Origin of the sequence: Pseudomonas sp. UMAB-40 (genome assembly GCF_900095275.1) — a bacterium.
Lineage (GTDB): Bacteria > Pseudomonadota > Gammaproteobacteria > Pseudomonadales > Pseudomonadaceae > Aquipseudomonas > Aquipseudomonas mandelii_B.
In genome coordinates this window covers 352,423-377,710 of sequence record NZ_LT607551.1, presented here as the reverse complement: position 1 = coordinate 377,710, position 25,288 = coordinate 352,423, and the positions used below count along the sequence as shown (strand labels likewise).

General features: G+C 60.4%; 24 protein-coding genes. 5 read left to right on the top strand and 19 right to left on the bottom strand.

All coding sequences use genetic code 11. From position 1 onward, the window contains the following. Positions 1-43 precede the first annotated feature (43 nt). From K0F88_RS01700 to K0F88_RS01685, 4 genes are all read left to right on the top strand, one after another. Positions 44-376: a multidrug efflux SMR transporter gene (locus K0F88_RS01700; protein WP_008027887.1), complete on the top strand. Its 333-nt coding sequence runs from the start codon at positions 44-46 to the stop codon at positions 374-376. Between the two features lie 235 nt (positions 377-611). Beyond that, on the top strand, positions 612-1,787 hold the full coding sequence (locus K0F88_RS01695) for an FAD-binding oxidoreductase (RefSeq protein ID WP_219093548.1): 1,176 nt from the start codon (positions 612-614) through the stop codon (positions 1,785-1,787). Next, entirely contained in the window at positions 1,784-2,596 is an 813-nt protein-coding gene (locus K0F88_RS01690) for an aldo/keto reductase (RefSeq protein ID WP_219093545.1), read from the top strand. The genes K0F88_RS01695 and K0F88_RS01690 overlap by 4 nt, the downstream gene beginning before the upstream one ends. A gap of 32 nt (positions 2,597-2,628) precedes the next feature. Next, the gene (locus K0F88_RS01685; RefSeq protein WP_145310719.1) at positions 2,629-3,594 is read left to right on the top strand and encodes a metal ABC transporter ATPase; all 966 of its coding nucleotides are present in this window, start codon (positions 2,629-2,631) and stop codon (positions 3,592-3,594) included. 60 nt (positions 3,595-3,654) lie between these two features. Here K0F88_RS01685 and hldE read toward each other — a convergent pair whose 3' ends face one another. The 4 genes from hldE to K0F88_RS01665 form a co-directional block, all read right to left on the bottom strand. Further along, positions 3,655-5,076, bottom strand: coding sequence for a bifunctional D-glycero-beta-D-manno-heptose-7-phosphate kinase/D-glycero-beta-D-manno-heptose 1-phosphate adenylyltransferase HldE (gene hldE, locus K0F88_RS01680; protein WP_219093543.1), 1,422 nt, complete (start codon positions 5,074-5,076; stop codon positions 3,655-3,657). Between the two features lie 102 nt (positions 5,077-5,178). Beyond that, positions 5,179-5,367 carry an adenylyl-sulfate kinase gene (locus tag K0F88_RS01675; protein ID WP_257605170.1) on the bottom strand — a complete coding sequence of 63 codons (189 nt, stop codon included), beginning with the start codon at positions 5,365-5,367 and terminating at the stop codon, positions 5,179-5,181. Positions 5,368-5,740: 373 nt separating this feature from the next. Then, positions 5,741-7,546: a lipid A export permease/ATP-binding protein MsbA gene (gene msbA / locus K0F88_RS01670; RefSeq protein ID WP_219093540.1), complete on the bottom strand. Its 1,806-nt coding sequence runs from the start codon at positions 7,544-7,546 to the stop codon at positions 5,741-5,743. A gap of 15 nt (positions 7,547-7,561) precedes the next feature. Then, positions 7,562-8,734, bottom strand: a complete 1,173-nt coding sequence (locus tag K0F88_RS01665) for an O-antigen ligase (RefSeq protein WP_219093538.1) — start codon at positions 8,732-8,734, stop codon at positions 7,562-7,564. Positions 8,735-8,844: 110 nt separating this feature from the next. Here K0F88_RS01665 and K0F88_RS01660 point away from each other — a divergent pair, with 110 nt between their 5' ends. Further along, positions 8,845-9,450: a toluene tolerance protein gene (locus tag K0F88_RS01660; RefSeq protein WP_219093856.1), complete on the top strand. Its 606-nt coding sequence runs from the start codon at positions 8,845-8,847 to the stop codon at positions 9,448-9,450. On the opposite strand, the gene K0F88_RS01655 is transcribed toward K0F88_RS01660, so the two are convergent. The 15 genes from K0F88_RS01655 to waaF all read right to left on the bottom strand — a co-directional run bounded on the left by K0F88_RS01655 (position 9,445) and on the right by waaF (position 25,283). Then, positions 9,445-10,539, bottom strand: coding sequence for a glycosyltransferase (locus tag K0F88_RS01655; protein WP_219093535.1), 1,095 nt, complete (start codon positions 10,537-10,539; stop codon positions 9,445-9,447). The two genes, K0F88_RS01660 and K0F88_RS01655, sit on opposite strands and share 6 nt — an antisense overlap. 48 nt (positions 10,540-10,587) lie before the next feature. Then, entirely contained in the window at positions 10,588-11,349 is a 762-nt protein-coding gene (locus K0F88_RS01650) for a glycosyltransferase family 2 protein (protein WP_219093532.1), read from the bottom strand. Between the two features lie 54 nt (positions 11,350-11,403). Beyond that, positions 11,404-12,360, bottom strand: a complete 957-nt coding sequence (locus tag K0F88_RS01645) for a glycosyltransferase (protein ID WP_219093529.1) — start codon at positions 12,358-12,360, stop codon at positions 11,404-11,406. A gap of 72 nt (positions 12,361-12,432) precedes the next feature. After that, positions 12,433-13,836 (bottom strand): PIG-L family deacetylase, encoded by a 1,404-nt coding sequence (locus tag K0F88_RS01640; RefSeq protein WP_219093524.1) that lies wholly within the window; start codon positions 13,834-13,836, stop codon positions 12,433-12,435. Positions 13,837-13,844: 8 nt separating this feature from the next. Beyond that, a complete protein-coding gene (locus K0F88_RS01635) occupies positions 13,845-14,741 on the bottom strand; it encodes an antimicrobial resistance protein Mig-14 (protein ID WP_219093522.1) in 897 nt (298 codons plus the stop codon). Next, on the bottom strand, positions 14,741-15,871 hold the full coding sequence (locus K0F88_RS01630) for a glycosyltransferase (RefSeq protein WP_219093520.1): 1,131 nt from the start codon (positions 15,869-15,871) through the stop codon (positions 14,741-14,743). Before K0F88_RS01630 ends, K0F88_RS01635 begins: the two co-directional genes overlap by 1 nt. Next, positions 15,855-17,612, bottom strand: coding sequence for a carbamoyltransferase (locus K0F88_RS01625; protein ID WP_219093517.1), 1,758 nt, complete (start codon positions 17,610-17,612; stop codon positions 15,855-15,857). Before K0F88_RS01625 ends, K0F88_RS01630 begins: the two co-directional genes overlap by 17 nt. Positions 17,613-17,776: 164 nt before the next feature. Continuing rightward, positions 17,777-18,112, bottom strand: coding sequence for a YceK/YidQ family lipoprotein (locus tag K0F88_RS01620; RefSeq protein WP_094469466.1), 336 nt, complete (start codon positions 18,110-18,112; stop codon positions 17,777-17,779). Between the two features lie 212 nt (positions 18,113-18,324). After that, positions 18,325-19,776, bottom strand: coding sequence for a lipopolysaccharide kinase InaA family protein (locus tag K0F88_RS01615; RefSeq protein ID WP_219093516.1), 1,452 nt, complete (start codon positions 19,774-19,776; stop codon positions 18,325-18,327). Further along, a complete protein-coding gene (locus tag K0F88_RS01610; RefSeq protein ID WP_219093514.1) occupies positions 19,776-20,528 on the bottom strand; it encodes a lipopolysaccharide kinase InaA family protein in 753 nt (250 codons plus the stop codon). The genes K0F88_RS01615 and K0F88_RS01610 overlap by 1 nt, the downstream gene beginning before the upstream one ends. Beyond that, positions 20,525-21,259: a lipopolysaccharide kinase InaA family protein gene (locus K0F88_RS01605; RefSeq protein WP_219093513.1), complete on the bottom strand. Its 735-nt coding sequence runs from the start codon at positions 21,257-21,259 to the stop codon at positions 20,525-20,527. Before K0F88_RS01605 ends, K0F88_RS01610 begins: the two co-directional genes overlap by 4 nt. Further along, positions 21,259-22,065, bottom strand: coding sequence for a lipopolysaccharide core heptose(I) kinase RfaP (gene rfaP, locus K0F88_RS01600; RefSeq protein ID WP_219093511.1), 807 nt, complete (start codon positions 22,063-22,065; stop codon positions 21,259-21,261). Before rfaP ends, K0F88_RS01605 begins: the two co-directional genes overlap by 1 nt. Further along, complete coding sequence (locus K0F88_RS01595; protein ID WP_077747649.1) at positions 22,065-23,186, bottom strand: glycosyltransferase family 4 protein; 1,122 nt, start codon at positions 23,184-23,186, stop codon at positions 22,065-22,067. Before K0F88_RS01595 ends, rfaP begins: the two co-directional genes overlap by 1 nt. Next, positions 23,186-24,247, bottom strand: a complete 1,062-nt coding sequence (gene waaC / locus K0F88_RS01590; protein WP_219093509.1) for a lipopolysaccharide heptosyltransferase I — start codon at positions 24,245-24,247, stop codon at positions 23,186-23,188. Before waaC ends, K0F88_RS01595 begins: the two co-directional genes overlap by 1 nt. Before the next feature lies 1 nt (position 24,248). Continuing rightward, a complete protein-coding gene (waaF, locus tag K0F88_RS01585; protein WP_219093507.1) occupies positions 24,249-25,283 on the bottom strand; it encodes a lipopolysaccharide heptosyltransferase II in 1,035 nt (344 codons plus the stop codon). Positions 25,284-25,288 lie beyond the last annotated feature (5 nt).

Genomic DNA, 25,288 nt, shown 5'->3' with positions numbered 1-25,288 from the left:
AATGCCGAACTCAGACAGCAACACTTCACACGAGGATGCACCTATGACCGCTTACTACTACCTGGCCATTGCCATCTGCGCCGAAGTGATCGCGACCGTTTCAATGAAAGCCGTCAAAGGCTTCAGCACCCCGCTGCCGCTGATTCTGGTGATTGTCGGTTACGGCATTGCCTTCTGGATGCTGACCCTGGTGGTGCGCAGCGTTCCGGTGGGCGTCGCTTATGCGGTGTGGGCCGGCATGGGGATCGTGATGGTCAGCGTCGCGGCGCTGTTTATCTACGGGCAGAAACTGGATGTGCCGGCGATGCTCGGAATGGCGCTCATCGTGCTGGGCGTCGTCGTCATCCAGCTTTTCTCCAAAACCGCCGGGCACTGACTGAATACAACAAGCCTGTGGCGAGGGAGCTTGCTACCGCTCGACTGCGAAGCGGTCGTAAACCCGAGTGTCAGACAGACCTCGGATTCAGGTTTTGGGGCGGCTTCGCCACCCAGCGGGCGCAAGCTCCCTCGCCACCGTAATCTCCATTGCCTAATAGACATTGATCCCCAACAAATCCCCTCTTCTTCGAGTCTGTATACTGCGCCCTCGTCTTGAACACTGAGGTCGCTGCATGCCATCCGTTATTTCCACCGACGTTCTGATTGTCGGCGCTGGTGTCGCCGGCCTCTGGCTGAATGCACGCCTGCGCCGCCAGGGTTTTTCGACCGTGCTGGTGGAAAGCGCCAGCCTCGGCGGCGGGCAGAGTGTGAAGTCCCAGGGCATCATCCACGGTGGCGCCAAGTACGCGCTGCATGGCGCCCTGACCGGTGCCTCGGAAGCCATCGCCGACATGCCGCGCCGCTGGCGTGAAGCCCTGGCCGGCGACGGCGAGCTGGACTTGTCCGGCGTGCGCCTGCTGTCAGAAGCCCATTACCTCTGGTCCCCTGGCACCCTCGCCGGCAACCTCACCAGTTTCTTCGCCAGCAAAGCGGTGCGCGGCCGTGTCGATCAGGTCAAGGGCGACCAACTGCCGCCGGCCCTGCAAGACAAGCGCTTCAAGGGCAAGGTTTACCGATTGGCGGAACTGGTGATCGACGTGCCGAGCCTGATTCAGCGCCTGGCCGATCTGGCCGGTGACGGCCTGCTCGCCGGCCAGAAGATCGAACCGTTACTGGAAGCTGGCGGTCTGGTAGGCCTGAAGGTCGACGAGCGCGAAATCCGCGCCCAGCGCATCGTGCTCAGCGCCGGTGCCGGCACAGCGGCGTTGCTCGAAGCCCTGGGGCTGAGCCAGCCGGCCATGCAACGCCGGCCGTTGCACATGATCATCGCCAAAGGCCCAAGCCTCAAACCCCTGTACGCCCACTGCCTGGGTGGCGGCACCAAACCGCGCCTGACCGTGACCACCCACCCTGCCGCCGATGGCCAATGGGTCTGGTACATGGGCGGCGACATTGCTGAAGCCGAAGGGGTCGCCCGCGAACCCGCCGAGCAAATCGCCACCGCTCAGAAAGAACTCGGCCAGTTGCTGCCATGGATCGACCTGAGCACCGCGCAATGGGCCACCTTGCGTGTGGATCGCGCCGAACCGCTGCAATCGGGGCTGACGCGTCCGGACAATGCCTTCCTTGCCGAAGAAGGCCGGCTGCTGGTTGGTTGGCCGACCAAACTGGCGCTGGCACCGGACTTCGCCGACCGGGTCATCACGTCTTTGCAGCGTGACGGCATCCAGCCAAGCCACCCGGCGCCGTTGCCCGACCTGCCAAAACCACCGATTTGCATTCCAGCCTGGGAGCAACTGCTGCCATGAGCGTAAAGACCCTGCACGACCTGCATCGCCCCCTGGGCAGCACCGGCCTGCTGGTTTCACCACTGGGCCTGGGCACCGTCAAACTGGGCCGCGATCAGGGCGTGAAATACCCCAACGGCTTCCAGATTCCCGGTGATGACGAAGCACGCATGCTGCTCAAACTCGCGCGCGACATGGGCATCAATCTGATCGACACCGCCCCGGCTTATGGCCGCAGCGAAGAGCGCCTCGGCCCGCTCTTGCGTGGTCAGCGTCAGGACTGGGTGATCGTCAGCAAGGTTGGTGAAGAATTTGCCGACGGCCAGTCAAGTCACGACTTCAGCGCCGCCCACACTCGACGTTCAGTAGAGCGCAGCCTGCAACGCCTGGAAACGGATGTTATCGATCTGGTGCTGGTGCACTCCGACGGCAACGACCTGGCGATTCTCAATGACAGCGAGGTCTACGCGACCCTCGCCGCGCTCAAGGCCGAAGGCAAGATTCGCGGCTTCGGTTTTTCCGGAAAAACCGTCGAAGGGGGATTGAAGGCTCTGGAACAGGGTGATTGCGCCATGGTCACCTACAATCTGAACGAACAGAACGAGAAGCCAGTCATTGACTATGCTGCTGCTCACGGCAAAGCCATTCTGGTCAAAAAAGCCCTCGCCAGCGGTCACGTCTGCCTGAGTCCGGGCGTGGACCCGGTGCGCGCCAGCTTCGAGTTGTTGTTTGAACATCCGGGTGTTGCCAGTGCTATTGTCGGGACCATCAATCCGCTGCACCTCGCCCACAACGTCGCGACCGTTGCCCAGGTCCTACGTAGAAACTGATGCCGCGCACGCGGCCTTAAGCAGGAGCCGACATGCCGCGCACGCTCATAAGAAAGAACCCGAGCAACTTCAAGACCCTGCCGTTGTACGTCGAAGCGACTCCCGAAGGCTTGAGCTATCAGAGCGTCGGGATGCCGCTCAATTTCTCCCAGACCCTGCAACGTCGCCGTCCGGTGACGGTGCCCGACACTGAGCGCTTCGCGCTGGAACTGGCCAACCTTGGGGTCTCGGTGCGCCTGACCCTGCATTGGCAGAATCGCGATTACTGGGTGTTGGTACGTCAGCGCCGGCAAGACCGCGGCGATGTGGTGCTCAAGTTGATCTCCGGTTACGTGCCGGCCCACGAGTTGAACCTGCCGCTGCATACGGCGATCCAGGAGATCGCCGAAGAGTGTCTGCTGGAAACCCCCGAAGGCTGGCTCGGCGGACGTTTCAATGACACCTGGCTGCCGGCGCCCTACTCCTCTGCGCTGCATTATCGCGAGGCGTTGCCTTTTCGCCTGACGCCGTTGTCCGGCTCGGCGCGGCCAGTGCGTTGCGCCAAGATGCAGTTGATCGAACGTCCACGGGCTTACGTGCACTTGCCGACGGCCTCGTTGCAATTGATCTATGACTTGCGCCTGGACGTACCGAAGGAAGCCAAGTCCCTGAGCCTGTTTCATGTCGATGAGCGACTGGAGGGCGATCAACTGGTGGCCCGGCTCGATCGCAAGCGCCCCGATTTGTATTTGATGCCACTGCAGGACGGCCAGCCGATGGCTGAGCTGTATACCTTGAAAAAGGATCAGCTGTACCCGGCGAGTACGCGCGGGCTGTACCTGGCAGAGAGTTTTGCCCAGCAGGAAGGCTGGCTGGTGCGCGATGAGCGGATTCGCTGGAAGGATTGGGTACGTCAGCAGGGGTTGAGCCCGCCGGGGAAGGATTCCGGTTTAGCGCGGTTGCGTGGGAAAGCGAAGCAATTGCTGAAGAAAATCGTGCCACGTAAGGCAGTGCGATAGGAACAAGAGTGCTTGTGTGGCGAGGGAGCTTGCTCCCTCGCCACAGTGACCGCGTCGTTTTCAGTTATTGCGGATTTTTTCGACTATTGCGGTGGTCGAGCTGTTTGCCACCAGCCCCAGCACTTTCACGGTTCCGCCGTAAGCGGTGACGATGTCGGCGCCGACCACCTGGTCGATCCCGTAATCTCCGCCCTTGACCAACACGTCCGGCTTGACCTCGCGCAGCAGGTTTTCCGGGGTGCCTTCAGGAAAGCTGATCACCCAATCCACGGCGCCCAGACCGGCCAGTACGGCCATGCGACGGTCGACGCTGTTGATCGGACGACCCGGCCCTTTCAGGCGGCTGACAGAGGCATCGTCGTTGACCGCAACGATCAGACGATCGCCTTGGGCGCGTGCCTGCTCGAGGTAGGTCACGTGGCCGGCGTGCAGGATGTCGAAGCAGCCGTTGGTGAAAACGATTCTCTCTTTATGCGCACGCGCATCGTCGACCGCCAGCAGCAACTGCTCAAGGCCCAGCACACCGCGCTCGGAACCTTCTTCGCGCTGGATGGCACGACGCAGTTCCGGGGCGCTGATCGCCGCTGTACCGAGTTTGCCGACGACGATGCCCGCCGCCAGGTTGGCCAGGGCCACCGCGTGGGGCAGTTCTTCGCCCGCGGCAATCGCAGCCGCCAGCGTGGAAATCACCGTGTCGCCGGCACCGGTCACGTCGAACACTTCGCGCGCGCGCGCCGGCAGGTGCAGCGCCGGATGATCCGGGCGCAGCAAGGTCATGCCGTGCTCGCCACGTGTCACCAGCAACGCACCGAGGTCCAGGTCGTGCATCAACTGCGCGCCCTTGCTCACCAGCTCGTGCTCATCGGCGCAACCGCCGACAATGGTTTCGAATTCGCTGAGGTTCGGCGTGATCAGGCTCGCGCCACGGTAGATCGAGAAATCCTTGCCCTTGGGATCGGCCAGCACCGGAATGCCACGGGCACGGGCGGCCTGGATCAGCACCTGATGGTTTTTCAGCGCACCTTTGCCGTAGTCGGACAGCACCAGCACCTTGATGCCTTCGAGCAACTCGTCGACTTGCTCACCCAGCGCCAGGGCGTCGGTGGCGAAGGGCTCTTCAAAGTCGATACGCAGCAGTTGCTGGTGACGGCTCATGACACGCAGCTTGACGATGGTCGGCTGGTGCGCGATGCGCTGGAACAACGCCCGCACGCCAGCGCCCTTGAGGCTATTGGCTAGGCTGTCGGCGGCCTCATCGTCGCCGGTCACACCAACCAGCGAGGCCGGTGCGCCCAGGGCGGCAATGTTCAACGCAACGTTGGCGGCACCGCCCGGGCGGTCCTCGATTTGCTCGACTTTGACGACCGGTACCGGCGCCTCAGGGGAGATCCGTGAGGTACCACCATGCCAGTAACGGTCGAGCATGACATCGCCGACCACCAAGACAGGGGCTTGATCGAATCGCGGCATGGACAACTTCATGGAGCAACCCACATACAAAATGAACAGGGCCGCGATATTACCACAGGGTTGGCGTGGGCTTGTGTGGCGGCTGCAATGGGATGATTCAACAGGGGTTTTTACTCATTTATTGATCAATAAACCCGATAACCGATGGCAGGTATCCGCAATCGACAGCGTCTGCGTGTCAATCTCGCATTCAGCACGCAGTGGTGCCTCATGGGGACTGTCGATGCCGGTGAAATCCTTGATCCGTCCTTCCCTGCCCCCTCTGGTACAAGCCCTTTGGGTCACTTGCGCGCAAACCGACATCGGTCGCTCTGCTTTCATAACCAAGCATCTCGTAATCGCGCCGGTACACCGGCCGCACCAGCCGATGGGCAGGAGCCGAGCAAAAATCACCGGCGAGCATCGCGCGACACGGCTGCGAGCCGTTGAGGTGGGGCAGCACCATCGAGTGACCCAACTGCTCGCAGACCATCCGAAATCTGCCACATTGCAGTACACGTGCGAAGAGGATGGCCCCCTCGATTCAAGTCAGAGGTTCGCTCAGGAACCTTAACAAGTGCGGCGCGGAGTTTTATTCACGTTTGATCAAGAAAGGTAAAGACCTGGATATAAATCACCGGGCGCGTTGCACGTCGGGTGAACGAGAGGGTGAGCCGGGCTCACCCTCTCGTCTGTGTCAGGCGATGTTTTCAGCCGGCGTGTCCAGGCCCATGGCGTGCAAGCGCGAGTAATAGCCTCCTTGCGCCAGCAGCTGAGCATGGGTGCCACGCTCGACGATTTCGCCGTGATCCATGACCAGGATCATGTCAGCCTTCTCGATCGTCGACAGACGGTGCGCGATCACCAAGGTAGTGCGGCCTTTCATGACTTTATCCAACGCGGCTTGAATGTGCCGCTCGGACTCCGTATCCAATGCCGACGTCGCTTCGTCGAGAATCAGCAGTGGTGCGTTTTTCAGCAACGCCCGGGCGATTGCCAGACGCTGGCGCTGACCACCGGAAAGCAGCACACCGTTCTCCCCGACTTCAGTGTCCAGGCCTTGCGGCAGCTGGGCAATGAAGTCCATCGCATAAGCGTCTTCAGCGGCCTTCTCGATATCCGCACGCGGTGCGCCAGCCAGATCACCGTAGGCGATGTTGTTGGCCACAGTGTCGTTGAACAACGTGACGTGTTGCGTCACTTGGGCAACATGCCGACGCAGGTTGCGCAGGCGATAGTCTTCGATTTCAACGTCATCGAGCAGGATCTCGCCGGTTTCGTGGTGATAGAAACGCGGAATCAGGCTGGCCAAGGTTGACTTCCCGCTGCCGGAACGTCCCACCAACGCGATCATCTGCCCCGGCGCTGCGGTGAAACTGATATTTTTCAGGACTTCACGGTCGGTTCCAGGGTAGGTGAAGCTCAGATTGCGCACATCCAGACGGCCACTGACTCGCTCTTGCTCGACGGTACCCAAATCGACTTCCGGCTCGACATCCAGCTGCTCGAAAATGCTTTCGGCACCGGCCACACCTTTTTGAATCGTCGAGCTGACTTCCGACAACTGGCGAATCGGCTTGGGTAGCAGACCGGCAGCGGTGATGTAGGCCACCAGGTCACCGGCGGTCGCATCACCGCGCAGAAACAGCACCAGGAACATCAGCACGGCCATGGCGGAGTAGATCACCAGTTGCAACATTGGCGTGTAGACCGCGCCGGTCTTGGTCATGCGCAGCTGTTTGTCGGTGTTGCTCTGACTGGCCTCGGCGAAACGCTGCTGCTCGTAGCTCTCGCCACCGAAACTGCGTACCACGCGATAACCCTGGATGGTCTCGGACGCCACGTGAGTAACGTCGCCCATCGCAACCTGGATCTTCTTGCTCTGCTTGCGAAATTTCTTGCTGGTATTGCCGACCATGAGCGCGATCAGCGGCAGGATCGCCAACATCACCAAGGTCAGCTTCCAGTTCATCCACAGCAGATAGGCAAACAGGAAGACCACGGTCAGACCTTCGCGGATCACCACCTTGATGGCATCCGTGGCAGCACCGGTGACCATGGTCACGTTGAAAGTGATACGCGAGATCAGATGCCCGGAGTTGTGGGTATCAAAATAGCGGTTGGGCAGCACCAGCAGCTTGTTGAAAAGCTCGACACGCAAGTCATGCACCAGACCCAGCGAAACCTTCGCAAGATAGTAGTTGCCGAGAAAGGACCCCAGGCCTTGCCACGCGGCGATCAGGATGATCAGCAACGGCACAGCCATCAGCAACTGCAAGTCTTGCAAATAGGGCACATTAGGAAAGAGCACCGCTTCAGGGTTGCTCAGGCCATCGACGAAATATTTGAGAATCCCGGCCAGCATGGGCTGGGTGGAGGCAAAAATCACGAAGCCCACGATACTCAGCAGGAAAAGGCCAACATAGGGTTTTACATACCCCAACAGCCGAAAATAGATTTTCAGGCTGGAATCCTGTCCCGCTTTGGGCGGTGCGTCACTCATCGTAGAGCTCACTGGTTAGGAAGAACGCGAAATTTTATCACAAGCGTCGGTTTTGACCCGCGCCCATACCAAAACACTGGCCAGGCCAATGGGCAACCAGCTGATGAACCACTCGGCTCTTGGCGTTCCGGTCAGGCTGGCCGCGTCGAACTGCATGGCCAGGAACGAGAATAACCAGACACCGATGACACCTTGTCCGTATATCGTTTCCCGGGCTTTCCAGGCCTCGCGCAGTACTGCAAGCCACACCGCGCACCACAATAGCAGGCCCGGCAGACCCAGTTCGATAGCCACATGGGTGAACAGGTTATGGGCGTGGTCGAAGTACTGACCGTCGGCCATCACCTTGTAGTTGCCGCCAAGGCCCAGGCCGGTCCATGGGTGTTCGGAGATCATTTGCAGGCTGGCCATGAGGATCTGCGGGCGATAGGAAACACCGCGCGCCATGACCAAAGGCTCGAGAAACCAGAAAGCCAGCATCGCCAATGTCAGCGCCGATACCGCGACGATGCGGCTGCGTCGATCACGGCACCAGATCGGCATGGCGAGGAAAGAGAGCAACAACGCCAAGGCGGCACCACGACTCTGGCTAAGCACCACAAACATACCAAGCAACGCCAGTGCAACCGCCCAGACACCCCTCATCCAGCGGGTCTGCGGCACCCAGTGGACCAGCCACACGGCTGCCAATCCAATGACGTAGCCACCCAAAATCGGGTGAGACAACTGGCCCAAACCTTCAATTCGCCCGTACCAGGAATTGCCATTGACCCAATAGAACTTGATGATGGCCAGTAGCGCACCCAGCGCCAACCCGATGCAGCCCCATTGCATGACGCGAATCACTCGCTCGGGTCGGGCATCGGCAAACACCGGGAAGAACAGCAGGAATACTGCGATGTACAGCAAACGCTTGGCGCCGCGAGTCGGGTCCGGGTCGATCGTCCACAAGAGACTGATCAGCGACCAGACCAGCAGGCCGAGCATTGGCAGGTAGACCCAGCGCTGCTCATAAAGGAGCTCCCGAAGCCGAGCACGCGCCGGCCAGGCGAATACCATGGCCGGCAACCAGAGCAGTGCAACCAGCCCCTGTTGATAAATTTTGTTGGTAGGCGCAAAAGCGATGGCCAGCAGAAACCACAACAGCCCCATCGTCATCCATACCTGTGCCCAACGAGTTGCTTGCATCAAATTACTCCTGAGATAGTTCTCCCACCCATCCCGGCATGGTTAAAACTGAAACTTTTCGGCATCATTGCCCGCCACAGTGCCCCGCTATTTCAACAAGGCTTCCTACGATGCAATGCTCCCGGCTTCCGCAAGCCGCTTTAAATCAAATGATTGAAGGCGCCAGAGTACTGGAGACCGACAGCTTCGGTCCGAAAGTCTACCTGTTGCAGGATGGGAATATCCTCAAACTGTTTCGTCGCAAGCGTGTTTTTTCTTCCGCGTTGTTCCGCCCGTATTCAAAACGCTTCATCGACAATGCCGTCGAACTGCAAAAGCTTGGCGTGCCGACCTTTCAGGTCCTGCAGTTCTATCGACTGCAAGCCCCAGGCATCACGGCTGTGCTTTACCAGCCTCTGCCGGGTGAAACCCTGCGCCAGATCGCCAGCAAGGACGGTTTCAACTGGCAACAGTCCTTGCCTGCTCTGGTCGGGCTGATCCGCAGCCTTCACGCATCGGGTATCTATTTTCGTTCACTGCACCTGGGCAACATCGTGGTCACACCGGACAACCGGATGGGCCTGATCGATGTGGCGGACATGCGCTTTTTGCGGGGACCGCTGCCCAAGTATCTGATCAGGCGCAACCTGCAGCACTTCGCTCGCTATATTGACCGAGAGAAGCTGAACGACAGCTTTCCAATGCAGGCACTGGAGCAGGCTTTACTGCCGTCATGAGAGCAATGTGCGGGCGGTCTGACTGAAATCCCGCCAGGCCTGGTCGGGCGCAAGTACCTGATATTGATCCGCCGCAATCGTCCCGGGGGAGACACTGAGCGCTCGCTCGATGGCATCGCTCCAGGCGCTCACATCATCTACGGGGGCATACCAGCCTGCTTCTGCCAACTGCTCGCGAAACACTGCCAGTTCGCTGGACAGTACCGGAACACCCGCCATCACAGCTTCTTGCATGATCAGGCCCAGGCCTTCGTCCAGCGAAGGGATCGCAACCCAGTCGAACGCACTGTAAAGCCGCGCGGCGTCGTTCAGATGGCCCGGTAATGAGACGCTGGCGCGTAACCCCAGGTTATCAATACGGGCTTGCAGCGCTGCGCGGGTCGGACCTTCGCCAATAATCACCAGTCGCAGATCGGGCCGATGCTGCAACACCTTGGCGAAGGCATCGAGCAGGCAGGCAAAACCCTTTTCCTCCACCAGTCGTCCCACCGCACCGAGTACCGGCGTGTCGTCCAGGGGTAATCCCAGCCGGACCCGGGCCTCCCCCCGAGGGAGCACTGCCGCGCGGAAGGCGACAGGGTCGAACGCACTGCGCAAGGTCATGACCGGCATTTGAAGGTCACGGGCCAGCAAGGCTGCCAGAGTGTTCGACACCGCGGCCAATGTCAGCCGGGAAGCCGGAAACTGCTGAAAGAGCGCTCGGTCAGCAGCATGAAGTCGTGAAGATCCATGAAAAATCACCACTGCTCGCAGATGCGGTAGGGTTTTGAGTATGGGCAACAGCGTTCGCGCTACGCCCAGACCATCAAGCAGCAGCACACTCGCATCACTGTCTTTGAGGGCCTTCTGAAAATTAGCCCGCGTCCAGGGCCTCATCAGCCGCCAGAAATGTCGCCCTTTCAAGCGGGCAGAGGACAGCCCCCACTCCCGAACGTCGCCGACATTGACCCCGCATACTGACCCGTGCCCCTGAAGTAACCAGGTCTTGACCGACGCGGCGGGGTCGGCCTGAGACAGTATCTGCTGATGAACCTTGTGAATCGAGGCGAACGGAGAGCCGCCTGCCCACATGACGTTAAGAATACTCATAGGGCAAGAAGCCAATGCACGGTTCTCAGGATATAAGCTGCGGTGCACTTAATTGATGAACCAGCCAATGCCGACTCCCAGCAATAGAAACAATGCGGACTTTACGTGTTCGCGTCGACTGCGGCGCGCCTTGCGCTGACGCTCAACTGGCGTCTGTACGTGAACGCCAAAGCCAGTATGCAGAACAGCATCCCCTTCAAGCGTCACTGCCGTTAAATACAGCTGCGCGTAACGTTGTGACAGCGCCTTCTCCCCACTATGCGCGGCAAAGGGAGCGCACAGCCGATATTCCTTGATGCGGCGCAGCCCGGGGTTCAGCGAGAAACTCTGCCACTCTGGCTTGTCGGAGATCAATGGATAGCAAGGCACCCCAGCGATAACCTCACGCGCCCCCAGATGAATGTAGGGACTGTGAACACGCAGATCATAAATATAGTTGCGTAGCCACACCTGAAGAATTTGCGGGCGCAACTCAAGTATGGTCATGGAATCTTCCACAAACCCAGAGCGATAGAATTCCCAATCATCTTCGCAATGAAAGATGTACGGCGTGGTGACGTGCTCGTATGCCAGATCGATCGACGCCAACTGGCCCAGCTTCGGCTGATTGACGAACACCGTGCAGTGATCCTTCCAATGTGCAGGAATGACCGCGTGCACCCCCTCATCACCCGCATCTTCAGTGATGAACACTTCGCGAATGGGGGCGGTGTTAAACCGATCAAAACTCTGGAGAGTAGCCTTGAGCAGATCCAGGCGGCCACAGCTGGTGACTACCAATGTGATGTTACTTTCTTCGGAAAACAGCACCTGATTCTCGATAAAGTCGAAGTATCAGCAATATCAATGGCTGAACAATTCTTGTCAAACACCCAGTTTCAGGCGCACTTTTTCCAGCAGGCTTAACGGCGCTCGAGGGCGCAATACCGGTTCGAGTTCCTCGACGATACGCTGACCGATACGCGCAAAGCTGAACTGGCTGACCGCCAGTTCGCGGCCATTGTGGGCGATACGCTGCGCCAGCTCAGGGTCGGCCCGCAGCTTGGCAAGCTTTTCCTGTAGCTGAGGGATGTCCTGATAGAACACGACATTGTGCATGTCCTGCAAACCCAGCGCGCGGCTTTCCGCCGCGCCCTGATCATAGGCCAGCAACACACAGCCGCACGCCATGGCCTCGAAATTCTTGATCATGAATTCGCCCATACCGACATCGGCGCTGACGAAGAAGCGAATACGGTTGAGCGTGTCGCAGTACTCTTCACCGGACTTGGTACGCGTCACCACCAGGGATTCAACGCGCCCCAACTCATCGAGCAAAGCCTTGCGGCCACTGTACGCGACGCTGTTGGTACTGCCGACAAACGCCAGTTCGATATCGCGCTCGCGGCCCTGATCCTGCAACAGCGTCTGGTCGTATCCCTTGGGAACGAACACCGCGTCGAACCCCTCCCCGCGCAAACGTTCGGCGACCACGAAACCGGAACTGATCACCCGTACCCACGGCATGCGGCGGTAATGCGCGCTGAACTTGCCGGTGTACTTGCAAGGAATGTAATTCTGGTAAGCGTCGTGCTCAAGAATCACCAGGTTGGGGATCGTACGGATAAACCCGGCCTGACGGATTTCCTGCTTGAAGCGCAGGAAGAACACAATCCGGTCATACCGTGACACGTCGACTTCACGCCGGAAGTAGCCGCGCAAGTTGCGTTGGTCCTCACTGCTGAGCCACCGCAAGTCGCACTCGCAATGAGCAGCCACACCCTCGTACAAGCGGTCCAGAATGGCCCGCTGATCTTTCTGTACCAGAAATAGAATCTTCATCGTCTTCCTTGCCGCACCAGGCAAACTGAGCCAAACCTGAAGCCAACCCTGTCCAGAGGCAGAGTCACTTACTTACAAACGCCAGAACAGTTCATGGCGACGCACAGCCTTGCGAAAAAATTCGTTTTCACCGTAGGGTGAGCCGGAGCGCCCCGCCAACAGACGCTGCAACACGCGGCGCAAACGCCGCTTGAAAGGTGCCCGGGGCTGCAAGTCGTGCATCATTCCCAACGCCATGGCCTTGTCACGCTGCTGCGCCGCAGAAAGCACAAGGCAATAGGGAACCAGCAGGCTGGTCGAATCGAAAGCCGGGGGAAGCGCCGTACCGGTTCCCGAGTCGCCCATCGGCCAGCGATCGTTATCGTGCAGATGATTGGCGTAGCCGAGCAACGTGGTCGGCTGCCATTCAAGGCCTTTCAAGGCTTCGAGAACCGCTTGCTGGGCGCTGAGATGATCGGGGTGCGGATCGAGCGTCGGGTGCGGCAGCACGATCACTTCTGGGCGTGCGCGCAACAACAGCTCACGCAGATCGGCCAGCAGGTTGTTCCAGGTCGGTGCGCCATCGATGTCGCCCGGCAGGGCAAACGGATTCAACTGGCGATAGACGCGGGTGTCGCTCAACTCGGCTTCACGGGAACCCATCGGCTGCGCTGGCGCGGCTTGCATCGCCGCCAGTTGCAGGCAGAAATAACCCAGCTGCACGCAATGCGCTTCAGGCACACCCGCCCAACGCGGCACCGCGATGCTGTCCCAGGCGCGCAAACGGCCCTTGAGGCGCGCCGCCTCGACCTTGTTCAGGCCCAGCTGTTGATAGTGTTCGGCTTCGATTTCACCGGCAGTGAGGGTGACGATCCAGGCTTCATCGGCCTGACTGTACAAACCATAGGCGGCCAATTCAGCGTCGTCGGCGTGAGGCGCGATCACCATCACCCGCTGGCGGCGGTAATCCGGTTGCTCCAGCGCCCACAGCACCGGCTCACCGAGCAAGCGGCAGAAGCGTCCGTGCAGGCGCAACTCGCCCCGCGACAGCACTTGCGCCTGACCACTGAGGTTCAGGTAACGCAGGCCATTCACACCGCGCTCAAAGGTTTGTCGGTCCGGGTTGTCGCCACCCAGCAACTCGACCATCGGGTCGATAAAGCGCCCCAGCCACGTGCTTTTTACCCGCAACGCCAACACCAGCGTTGCGTCGTTGACCAGCATCACACCTTCGTCCAGGCGCAGACGCTCACCGTCCAGATGCACCTTGGGCTGTGGGGTGTAGGGCGGGAAGCTGTAGTGGTAATCGTCTTTCGGCGAATAAAACAAATGGTCGGCGAACCATGCCTCGTGGGCAATCCAGCCCAGCACCGCAAGCACCAGCGGCAACCACCATGCCACCAGCACGCCGATGGCAATCAACAGCACCAGCGCGATCAACAGGCCGATCCGTTTGTTGCGCCGATGGCGCTTGAGCAGTTGCTGTTTGCGGCTCATGGGCTCACTCACACGGTGAAGACCGGCACGGGATTGCACCAGCGGTCCTTGTATTCTCGGTCGGCGCGACCGAAGGAAAACCGCAAGGGTTTATCCAGGGCCCGCGCATGTTCCCAGGCACTTTGGGTGTTGAGGAAACTCAGCACGCTGCCGGGACTGAACTCCCGCGTTTCGGGATCGACACCGCCATTGATGTACTCGACGCTGATCCACTCCGGCGCCTCGACGCGGTACACCAGTTGAATCGCAATCGGTGCGTCGTTGAGGAAAATCACCGAGCCGATCAGCAAGTCCCGCAGCAGTTCGATCACCTCGCCCATGCGTTCGGCACCGGTGGCCGGGAAGCCCCAGCGCCTCTGGAACAGGTCGCAGTAGATCGCGGCCAGCTCAGCGCTGGAGAACTCGGCGACCGGCCGCACCACCCCGCCCGCCTCTTCCAGCAGACGCAATTCACGACGCTGGTTGTAGCGAAACTTTTTCGACAACTCTTCGGGCGTGCGGGCCATGGCCAGTTGTTCGGTCTGCAACTTGATGTCGGTGAAACGGCCTTCACTGAGCGCCGACAAATAACGTCCGCGGTGGCGCAGCGGCGCGTGCGCATCAACGGCGGCCGGCAGGATCAACTCGGCATTACCGAGGTCGAACAGGCCTTTTTTACCACGGCGCTTGAGTACGTCTTTAGACAGTGCCAGGTCGCGGCCCCAGGTCGGGATGGCGGCTTTCACTTCACCGTTTTGCTCCCAGGCCAGGTAACGCACCGGGATGTCGGCCAACTGTGCCAGGCGTTCAACTACCAGAGGATGGGTCGCGACGCTGCCGCCAAAACGTTGCCAGGCTTGTGCATAAGTCGAGGCGTCGACCACCGCCCAGCCCCGTTCACGCCAGCCTTGAAATCGGTTGAGCATCAGCCCCTCGGTGCCAGTTCGGTGACATGCGGCAAATGCCAGAAAGCATCGCGTACCGCGCGGTCGGAGAAACGCTCACGTAGGCGATCGAGCATCAGCTCGGCGCACTGGTGACGCTGCTGGTCGTCCATCGCAGCCAGATGTTGCAGCCCTTGGGCCAAGTGTTCGGCATCGCCCAGCGGGAACAGAATACCGACGCCCTCGACCACTTCCTTCGCCCCGCCACACGCAGTGGCAAGCAACGGCACGCCGGCAGCCATGGCTTCAAGCAGCACCATGCCGAAGGGTTCGTGATCAGAGCTCAAGGCAAACACATCGAAGGCTCGGAAGTAACGACGGGCATCCGGCACCTGGCCGAGGAACAGCACGCGGTCGCCGATACCCAGTTCCCGGGCCAGGGCCTTGAGGTCCTCTTCCAGGCGACCACTACCGAGGATCACCAGTTGGCTGTTGCCCGGCAAGCCCGGCAATGCCTCGGCAAATCCGTGCAGCAGCGTGGCCTGGTCTTTGTCTGGGTGCAGCCGCCCGACGTTGCCGACAATCCAGGCATCCGCCGACAGACCGAGGGTTTCCCGGGCCTCACGGACCGATACCTGGCTGGTCTGCAACGCCAGCACATCGACACGGTTATAGAGCGTCTGAATCCGCCCGGCCGGCCATTTCGGCAGGCAACGGCGCATGTCGTCACGCACCGCATCGGAGACCCCGAGCAGGCTGAGGCGCTTGCGGAAAATATGCGCGAAGAGTTTGCGGGTGCCGCGTTTGTAATCGCCAAACGCGTGATGCACGCCAATCACCGGCAGCGAGGTGCCGAGCAAGGCGATGTAGATCGGCTTGAAGCGGTGGGCAATGCAGAAACTGAAATTGCGCGAGGCGGCGATCTTGCGCAGATCGCTGATGGCGCCCAGCTTCAGGCCACGAATGGCCTTGGAGCTGTATTCCATGAACAGCACTTCATCGGAAGCGCAGCCCGCGGCAACTTCAGCATCGGCAGCCCCGGTCAAAAACACCGTGGTCACTCGATAACCGGTCCCCGCGAACAGGCTGGCGTACTGCCGGGCGCAGTCCAGAAACGGCCCGTCATAGCCGTGACAGAACTGCAACACATGGCGTTCAGCCGAGCGTGTCATAAGCGTTGGCGCCCTCTTTGACCACCAGGATGTCTTCCATGATCAGATACTGTAGATCGGAACCGAAGAACATGTTCAACGCGTCAGTCGGCGAGCAGATCATCGGCTCGCCACGACGGTTGAGCGAGGTGTTCAGCGACACGCCGTTGCCTGTTAGCACTTCCAGCGCCTTCATCATGTCGTAGTAGCGCGGGTTGTATTCGCGCTTGAGCACCTGGGCCCGGGAAGTGCCGTCTTCGTGGACGACTTCCGGCACGCGGGTCTTCCACTCTTCAGCCACTTCGAAGGTGAAGGTCATGAATGGCGCAGGGTGATCGATCTTGATCATCTGCGGGGCGACGGTGTCGAGCATCGACGGGCAGAAAGGCCTCCAGCGCTCGCGGAACTTGATCTGGTGGTTGATCCGGTCAGCCACGCCGACAGCGCTCGGGCAACCGATGATCGAACGACCGCCCAAGGCGCGCGGACCGAACTCCATGCGGCCCTGGAACCAGGCAACCGGATTGCCATCGACCATGATCTTGGCGATGTTTTCCGGCATGTTTTCGAGCTTGCGCCAAACTGGTTTGCTCGGGTGACGGGCGCAGGCAGCGACCACGTCTTCGTTGCTGTACGACGGGCCGAGGTAGACGTGTTCCATCTTCTCGACCGGCACGCCACGGGCGTGAGACACGTAAGCTGCCGCGCCAACCGCCGTCCCGGCATCACCGGAAGCAGGCTGCACGAACAACTCTTTGACGTCATCGCGAGCGATGATTTTCTGGTTGAGCTTGACGTTCAATGCACAACCGCCGGCGTAGGCCAGCTTGCCGGTTTCCTTGAGCACGTCGCCCAGGTAGTAGTCGATCATCTGCAGCGCGATCTTTTCGAACAGCGCTTGCATGCTCGCGGCGTAGTGGATGTACGGCTCGTCGGCGATGTCGCCTTCGCGCTTGGGACCCAGCCACTCGATCAACTTCGGCGAGAAATAGAAACCCTTGCCCTTCTCTTTATAACGACGCAGGCCGATGACGTTGGCGTAGTCGGTGTTGATCACCAACTCGCCATTCTCAAACGAGGCCAGACGCGAGAAATCGTATTTGCTGGCATCGCCGTAGGGCGCCATGCCCATGACCTTGAACTCACCGTCGAGCATCTCGAAACCGAGGAACTCGGTGATCGCGCCGTACAGGCCGCCGAGGGAGTCCGGGTCGAAGAATTCCTTGATCTTGTGGATCTTGCCGTTTTCGCCGTAACCGAAGAAGGTCGTGGCGTACTCACCCTTGCCATCGATCCCGAGGATCGCGGTTTTCTCTTTGAAACCGGAGCAGTGGTAAGCGCTGGAGGCGTGGGCCAGGTGATGCTCGACCGGCTCGATCTTGATTTTCTTCGGATCGAAACCCAATTGCTCGAGGCACCAGACGATCTTGTTGCGATAACGCTTGTAACGACGGTTACCCATCAGGATCGCATCGAGGGCGCGGTCCGGGGCGTACCAGTAACGCTTGGCGTAGTGCCAGCGCGCCTTGCCGAACAGGCTGATCGGGGCGAAGGGAATCGCGACCACGTCAACGTCGGACGGCTTGATGCCTGCCTGCTCGAGGCAGAACTTCGCCGATTCGTAGGGCATGCGGTTCTTTGCATGTTTATCGCGTACGAAGCGCTCTTCCTCAGCCGCCGCGACCAGCTTGCCGTCGATGTACAAGGCTGCGGAAGGATCATGGCTAAGGGCGCCGGACAGGCCAAGAATCGTCAATGCCACAGGGGTCTAGCCTCTTTAGTCTGCATGCAGGCGACAAGCGCCTCAAAAATTAATGTGCCCCTCGCAAGGGGCGAGAGACAGCTAAAGGGCGGGATTATAGCGTAAACATGACGGGAATGACCCAGCGCTTATTACCCCTCCTGGACGAAAGCGTGGCATCCCGCTTATCCGCGGCCTGCCCACCAGTAAATACCGAGGTTGCCGTCGGTGGCCTGGCGGTAAATCGTATAGGGCAAGGAAACGGTGTCCATGACCCCTGACAGGGTCAGGTCCAGCAATACGAAGGGGACGAGGAAGCCGGTGGGATCTGGCGGGGCATTCAAGATGCAGAAGTCGTAGGCCAGACCACTGTACATGCGGGGGATGGACTGGCAGTAGGTTTTTTGTTTTCGCAGGCCGCGAGCGGCGTCTTCGTCATCTTGCAGCACCGTCAGTGCGGTCCCGCAACCCGATAAAGCCAGTGAGAAAGTACCGATTGCAACAGCCGTTTTTATGGTCAAGATTTGCCCTCCGTGAACGTCAGGCAAACTAGCATCGCGGCTCTTCAGGGCACAGTTCATGGGGTCTGGGGATCATGTAGGATAGTTCACAAGAACTTGTCCCCTAGATCTCGATGGGCAGGTATGGCCCCATCGCGAGCAAGCTCGCTCCCAAATCGGATCTGCGTCGTGCATAACACCCTTGTGGGAGCGAGCTTGCTCGCGATGGCGATTCAGGCGACGCCAGAAATGCCTTTGGGCAGACGCTGGTCGATGACCTGATACAGCGCGCTGCTCTCGGGCCAGTTACGCATGAACCGCGCCCGGTCCCGTGCATATGCTGGGGCAAAGCTCCCCACCGAGCCATGCTGACACATCGAATCCAGATCGATCAGCGCCCAGCGATCCTGTTGCCAGAACAGGTTATGACCCTTGAAATCCCCATGACTGATTCGCTCGCGGATCAACTCGGCAAACAAATGATCCAGTGCCAGCAATTCAGCCTCGGGCGCATTACCGCTCTCAACATACGGCGCAAAGCGCTCAATGATGTCCGGCCCCGGCAGGTACTCGGTCACCAGGTACGCCCGACTGCGCAGCCAGAGAAAACGCTTCTCCAGCAACGCCAGCGGTTTGGGCGTGGCGATGCCGAGGAACGCGAGGCGATTGCCTTCGCGCCACGAGTGCCAGGCACGGCTCGGGCGCCAGAAGCGTTTGAGCCAGTGGGCAAAACCTTTAATGTTGTAGCGCTTGATCACCAGCGTCCGACCATCAACCTCGACTTTTCCTACACTCGCCGCGCCGCCGGTCTTGTACAAATGACCCTGATCAAGCAAGGCATCGGCCTGCTCCAGCACCGGCAACATCGCCGCTTCTTCGTCGCGACGAATAGCCCGCAAGCCAAAAGCCCCGCGCTGGACGCTGAACAACGAACACTCGCGGCCCACCTTGATCAGGTAGTCCTTCAAGCGCCAGCTGCGAACCTTGTCGATCTGCTTCTGCAATGCTTCCATCGGCAGCGCGTGTTCGCCGTTACTCAACAGGTAATACACCAGCAGTTCTTCGGTGAACGGTTCCAGCGACTTGGGCAACTGGGCGAAAAACACGCCGAGGTTTTCCAGGACTTTCTGCCGTGACAGCGGCTGGCCCGGGGTTTCAGCGCAGACGCCGCCGCCATCGATCAGGTACAACCGGCCACGCTGACGCAGGAGGTTGTCCAGGTGCAGGTCTTCCTGCCAGAGCCCCTTGCGATGCATTTGGCCGATAGCGCCCAACGCCTCGGCCAGCACGGCCCCTTGCATATCCGCCAGCACCGGCAGGTGTTCGACTTTTTTCCAGGTATCCCCCAGGCTCTCGGCGCCCTCAAGGAAATCGAACAGCAGCCAGCCGCCCTCGCCTTCTTTCAGGCCGTCCACCAGCAATTGCGGCGTGGTCAGCCCTTGATCGGCGAGCAAGCGCACGCCGTCCAGTTCACGCTGAAAATGCCGCGCCGCCTTGCTGCCGACCAACAGCTTGGCCAGCACCGGCCGGCCGCGCCACACGCCAGCGCCGACATAACGCTGCCCCGGCAACACGCGCAACAGGCTCAGCAACTGCAACTCGGCAGATCCGGCGGCATCGGCCAGTGAAATGCTCATCGGCAGCCTCGGACTGCGGCCGGCGCCTTTCAGTTCGGACAAGCGCATCAGCGCGCCTCCTTGTGACTGCGTCGCGCGGCCAGGCGCGAAACCCAACTGTCCACCAGCGAACTGTCCGGTGGCTGATCCACATAAACTGCCAGCAACTGGCGCAACTGCGCTTCAGTCCATTCTGGCGCACGGCGCAGCAACGGTTCCAGGTCCTTGACTCGGTCACGCTGGCCGAACAGCAACGGCCGGGTTTTTTCCAGGTCGATCAACTGCGCCTGATAACCGTCGCCCGTAGCCTGCAGAAAAATGTGCTTGGGGTAGAAGCAACCATGAAGCTGACGCACGCCGTGCAGGTGCCGCGCCAGTTCGCCACAGGATTTCATAATGGCCGTGTGTTGCGCTTCGCTCAGGTCCGACCAGCGCTGCAACAGCGAATCCAGGTCATCCCAACCGTCCAGCGCGCGCGTCAACAGAATCGCCCGTACTTCCCCGTCGACTTTGCGCTCACCAAAAAATGCCGCTTTCAGCGCTGGAATACCCAGCTTCTGATAACGACTGATGTTGCGAAACTCGCGGGCAAAACTCGGTTCGCCAAACGGCGCATGAAGGGTACGCGTCAGGTAGTTGCTCTGGCGCTTGAGGTAGTAACCATGACCTTCCAGATCCAGCCGAAACACGCTGCTCCAGCCGCCACCGACGGTATTGGGTTCATCCACCGCGTCGAGCTGCTTGGCCCACAGTGCGTCGAACGTGCCGAGGCCATGACGCTCAAGTAGCGCACGGTCTTCAGCGGCCAGAAAATCAGTCATTCGCGTCCCTCGAAAAATCTCACCACGTGCCGGATGCGTTTTTTGTCGTCGGCATTCAGCCGGTCACGTTGGCGGTATTGCAGGTAAAAGCGCAGGCGCTGGGTGGCCGACAGGTGATATTTCGCCACCTTGTCGAGGCAGGCCAGGTCCTTGGTGATCCGGTACTTGAGCCAGAAGCCGCGCCAGAAATCGCCGTTGGGGCAATCGATCAGGAACAGCTTGGCTTTATCGTCGATCAGCAGATTGCGCCATTTCAAATCGTTATGGGTGAAACGGTTGTCGTGCATGGTCCGGGTATAACCGGCCAACTGACGACTGACCGTGTCGACCCAGGCGCGGTCCGCCAACTTGGGATCGTGGCGGTCGGCGAGGGCCGACAAGTCTTCGGTGTTGGGCAGTTCACGGGTGATCATCGCGCCACGGGCATACGCCGCGCCGCGCCGCTCCAGTCCCCAGGCAACCACTTCAGCGGTGGGAATGCCCCACTTGGCGAAGCGCTTGAGGTTCTGCCATTCGGCCTTGACCCGGGGCTTACCCAAATAACGGCGCAGGCCTTTGCCGGCACCTACGTAACGCTTGACGTAATAATTGACGCCGTTGCGATTGACGCGGATGACTTCGGACAACAGGTCGCGGGTCAAGCGTTCGCCTTGAAGCGCGAACACCGCTTCCAGGCTGCCAAAATCTTCCGCCAGGTCGCTGTATTCAGGTTCCAGTTTCCAACCCGGCATCAGAGCGCATCCCCGTATCGCTGTTTACGGTCGTAGAGTTTGTTGGCCTTGCCTTCAAGCCAGGCAAGCAGCGACGCTTCTTCAGCCAGAACCTGGCGCAGCGGCTGCTGAAAATAGTCCTTGAGGAATCGCAGCTTGTCGCGCTGGGTCAGACCGATGTCCAAGGCTGAAAAGTACAGCGCCGCCAGATCCTTGTTGCGCCAGCGCTGGGTGATCGCCGGGCGGGTCTGGGCACGGTGCAGGTCGATCACCGAGAGTTTGAAGTCGTCAGGCGTCACCGGTTTATCGGTGTGCAGCAGGAAGTGGCAGATGTAGCAGTCGCGGTGGTTGACCCCGGCGCGGTGCATCATGCCGGTCATGCGCGCGACTTCGGCGATCAGCGCGCGCTTGAGTCTTGGCTCGGGCGGGTTCTTGATCCAGTCGATGCTGAAGTCTTCGAGGCTGACGGTGGGCGCCAGCTCTTCGGTGACGATAAACGAATGCTGATCCGCCGGGTTGCTGCCCTTCTCGCCATACGCAACCGCCGTCATGGTCGGCACGCCGACTTCTTTCAAGCGCTGAATGGCCTTCCACTCCTGGCCCGCGCCGAGTACCGGCAGCTTGGCCGTCAGCAGGTTCTTGAAGATCTCGCCCCAGCCGACGCCACGGTGGATCTTCACGAAAAAGCCATTGCCGTTCACTTCAGTGCGCAAGGTCCGGCGCGCTTCCAGCTCACGGTAAACCTCGCCCTGCAAGCCTTCGACTTCGGTGAACGCATCGCGTCCGGCCCAAAGGCTCTTGAACGGTTCAGCCAGCATCAACTTCATTAAGCGTGCTCCGCCAGAATCACATCGGCCGCGTGCTGCGGCATGCTGTAGAGGTCGGCCGTCTCAGCGAAGGCCAGACCGTTGCGGCTCCAGGCCGCCCGTGCTTGAGCGTCGTTCAACATGCCGGTCAGGTACTGCGTCAATTGCGCCTGGTCGAACGGTTCGTCCAACACCAGGCCGGCATCGGCCTCGGCGATGTAATGGGCGTAACCACAGACCGCACTCACCAACACCGGCAACCCGGCCACCAGGGCTTCGAGCAACACCGTCCCGGTGTTTTCGTTATACGCCGGATGAATCAGCAGGTCGGCACCCAGCAGGAAGCGCGGGATATCGCTGCGGCCCTTGAGGAACGTCACGTTGTCGCCGAGCCCCAAGGTGGCGCTCTGCATCTGGAACAATTTGGGGTCATCCTGGCCAATTACAAACAGCCGGGTGCGTTTCTTCAGATCAGCGGGCAACGCGGCCAGCGCCTTGAGGCTGCGATCAACGCCCTTGGTCTTGAACCCGGAGCCGATCTGCACCAGCAGCAGCTCATCGTCCTTGAGGTTGAATTCGCGACGGAAATCAGCTCGGATTTCGGCGGCATTGGCTGGCGCGCGACGGTCCTGGGAGATGCCCGGCGGCAGCAAATGGAAGCGTTCCAGCGGTGTGTCGTAATGCTTGATGAACAGCGGCTGCTGGACTTCGGAAATCATCAGCACTTCGGTCTTGGCGTCCTTGGCGAACACCGCGCGCTCGTACTCGGCGAAGTGCCGGTAGCGGCCCCAGCGACGGTATAGCGAGTTGCGCAGGTTCTGCGCCTTGTCTTCAAAGCAACCGTCGGCGGCGTAGTAAACGTCCAGGCCCGGCATCTTGTTGAAGCCGATCAGACGGTCCACGGGACGCTTGGCCAGGTCCGCCTCCATCCACTCGCTGAGCTTTTCGTTACGGCGATGGTTGAAGAACGCCTTGACCGGCGCCACCAGCACTTCGAAACCCGGCGGGACATCGCCTTCCCAGATCAGCGTGTAGACGCGAATCTGATGGCCGCGCTGTTGGCACTCCAGGGCGATGCGCATGAAGTCGCGCTGCAAGCCCCCGAACGGGAAGTACTTGTACAAGACGAATGCCAATTGCATCAACGCAGCTCCTCAGCCAGTAACAACGTGCTCAGTCGGGTCGCGACACGCTCGGGATTCAGACGCGTGAAGCACAGGGGCCACTCGCGTTTCAGGTCGAACTGACGGGCATCTTCGGCCGTCGGTTGATAGGTGCATTTCTTTTGCAGGCACGGTGCGCAGGGGAAGTCGCTGGCGATGTGAATCTGCGCCTTGCCGTAGGCGCCGGTCAGGCCCGGGTTGGTCGGGCCGAACAGCGACAGGGTCGGTACGTCGAGCGCCGCGGCCAAGTGACCGAGGCCGGTGTCCACGGCCACGCAGGCTTGAGCGCCGGCCAACACTTTGCCGACACCGGCCAGGTTCAGCTTGGGCAAGACTTCGACATGCCGGAACCCTGCGGCAATGCGCTCGGCCCGGGCTTTTTCAACTGGATTGCCCCACGGCAGCTTCACGGCAACGCCCAGATAACCAACGCGCTCGGCCAGTTCACGCCAATAGGCTTCCGGCCAGTGCTTGGTGTCCCAAGTGGTGCCATGCAGGAACAGCACGTAAGGATTCTTGCGCGGCAGTTCCACCAGGCGCTCGACGTTCAGCCCGTAATCGCCCAGGCCTTTGGGCAGGTCGTAGCCCAGAGCCAGGGCAAACAATTGACGCACCCGCTCTACCGCGTGTTGTCCACGGCCCACGGCCAGGCGTCTGGAATAGAAACGTGCGGCGATTGGCTCGCGCGCCGAGTCCTTGTCGAGCCCGGCGACCGGCGCTTTGACATAGCGCGTCAACCAGGCGCTTTTCAGCAGGCCCTGGGCGTCGATCACCAGATCGTATGGGGTAGCGCGAACGCTTTGCTTGAAGCGCTTCCACTCGCCACTCTTGAGGGTTTGCCAGAGGTTCTTGCGCCAGCGACGGATCGCCACCGGGATCACCTTGCCCACGGCCGGGTGCCAGGTCGGGATTTCGGCAAATCCTTCTTCCACCACCCAGTCGAACGTGATGCCGGGGATCGCCCGCGCCGCGTCGGTCAACGCGGGCAACGCGTGAATCACATCACCCAGGGAAGATGTCTTGATCAGCAGAACGCGCAAACTATTTGACCTCGACCACAGTGCCCTGCAACCGCTGCAAGGCTTCGTTCACCGCTTGCGGCATGAGCTGGCGCAGGCAGTTGTAATGACCGAAGCGGCAGGTGCGATCGAAGCACGGGCTGCATTCGAGGCCCAGGCGCACGATCTCGACGTGCTCGGCCAAGGGTGGCGTGAAGCCCGGCGACGTCGAGCCGTAGACCGCCACCAGCGGGCGGTTCAACGCGGCAGCGACGTGCATCAGGCCTGAGTCGTTGGAGACCACCGAATCGGCGCAGGACATCAGGTCGATGGCCTCGGCCAGGGAGGTGCCGCCGCTGAGGTTGACCGATTCTTCGCGCAGGCCGGGAATCAGCCGCGCGCGGATGTCTTCGCCCACCGCGTGATCGTTTTTCGAACCGAACAACCAGACTTGCCAGCCTTCGCGGATCTTCGCTTCGGCGACCTTGGCGTAGTGCTCGGACGGCCAGCGCTTGGATTCGCCGAACTCGGCGCCGGGGCACAGCGCCAACACCGGACGGTCGAGGGCCAGACCGAACTTGGCCAGCGCCGCCTCGCGGGTGACCGGGTCGATCTGCAGGCTTGGCCGTGGATACGGTGTCGGCAGTTCGGCACCGCGCTCATAAGCCAGCGCCATGAAGCGCTCGATCATCAGCGGAAAACGTTCTTTATCCAGCGTGCGCACGTCATTAAGCAGGCCGTAGCGGAACTCGCCGCGCCAGCCGGTGCGTTTCGGGATCCCGGCGAAGAACGGCACCAGCGCCGACTTCAAGGAGTTCGGCAGCAGGATCGCCTGGTCGTACTCGCCGGCCAGGGATTTGCCGATGCGCCGACGCGTCGCCAGCTCCAAGGCGCCGTGGCCGAGCGGAAAGCTCAAGGCCTGACGGACTTCGGGCATGCGCTCCAGGATCGGCCGGCTCCATTCGGGGGCCAGGACGTCGATTTCGCATTGCGGGTGGCGTTGCTTGAGACACTGAAACAGTGTCTGCGCCATCACCATGTCACCGACCCAACTGGGCCCAACGATCAGAATTTTCATGTGGT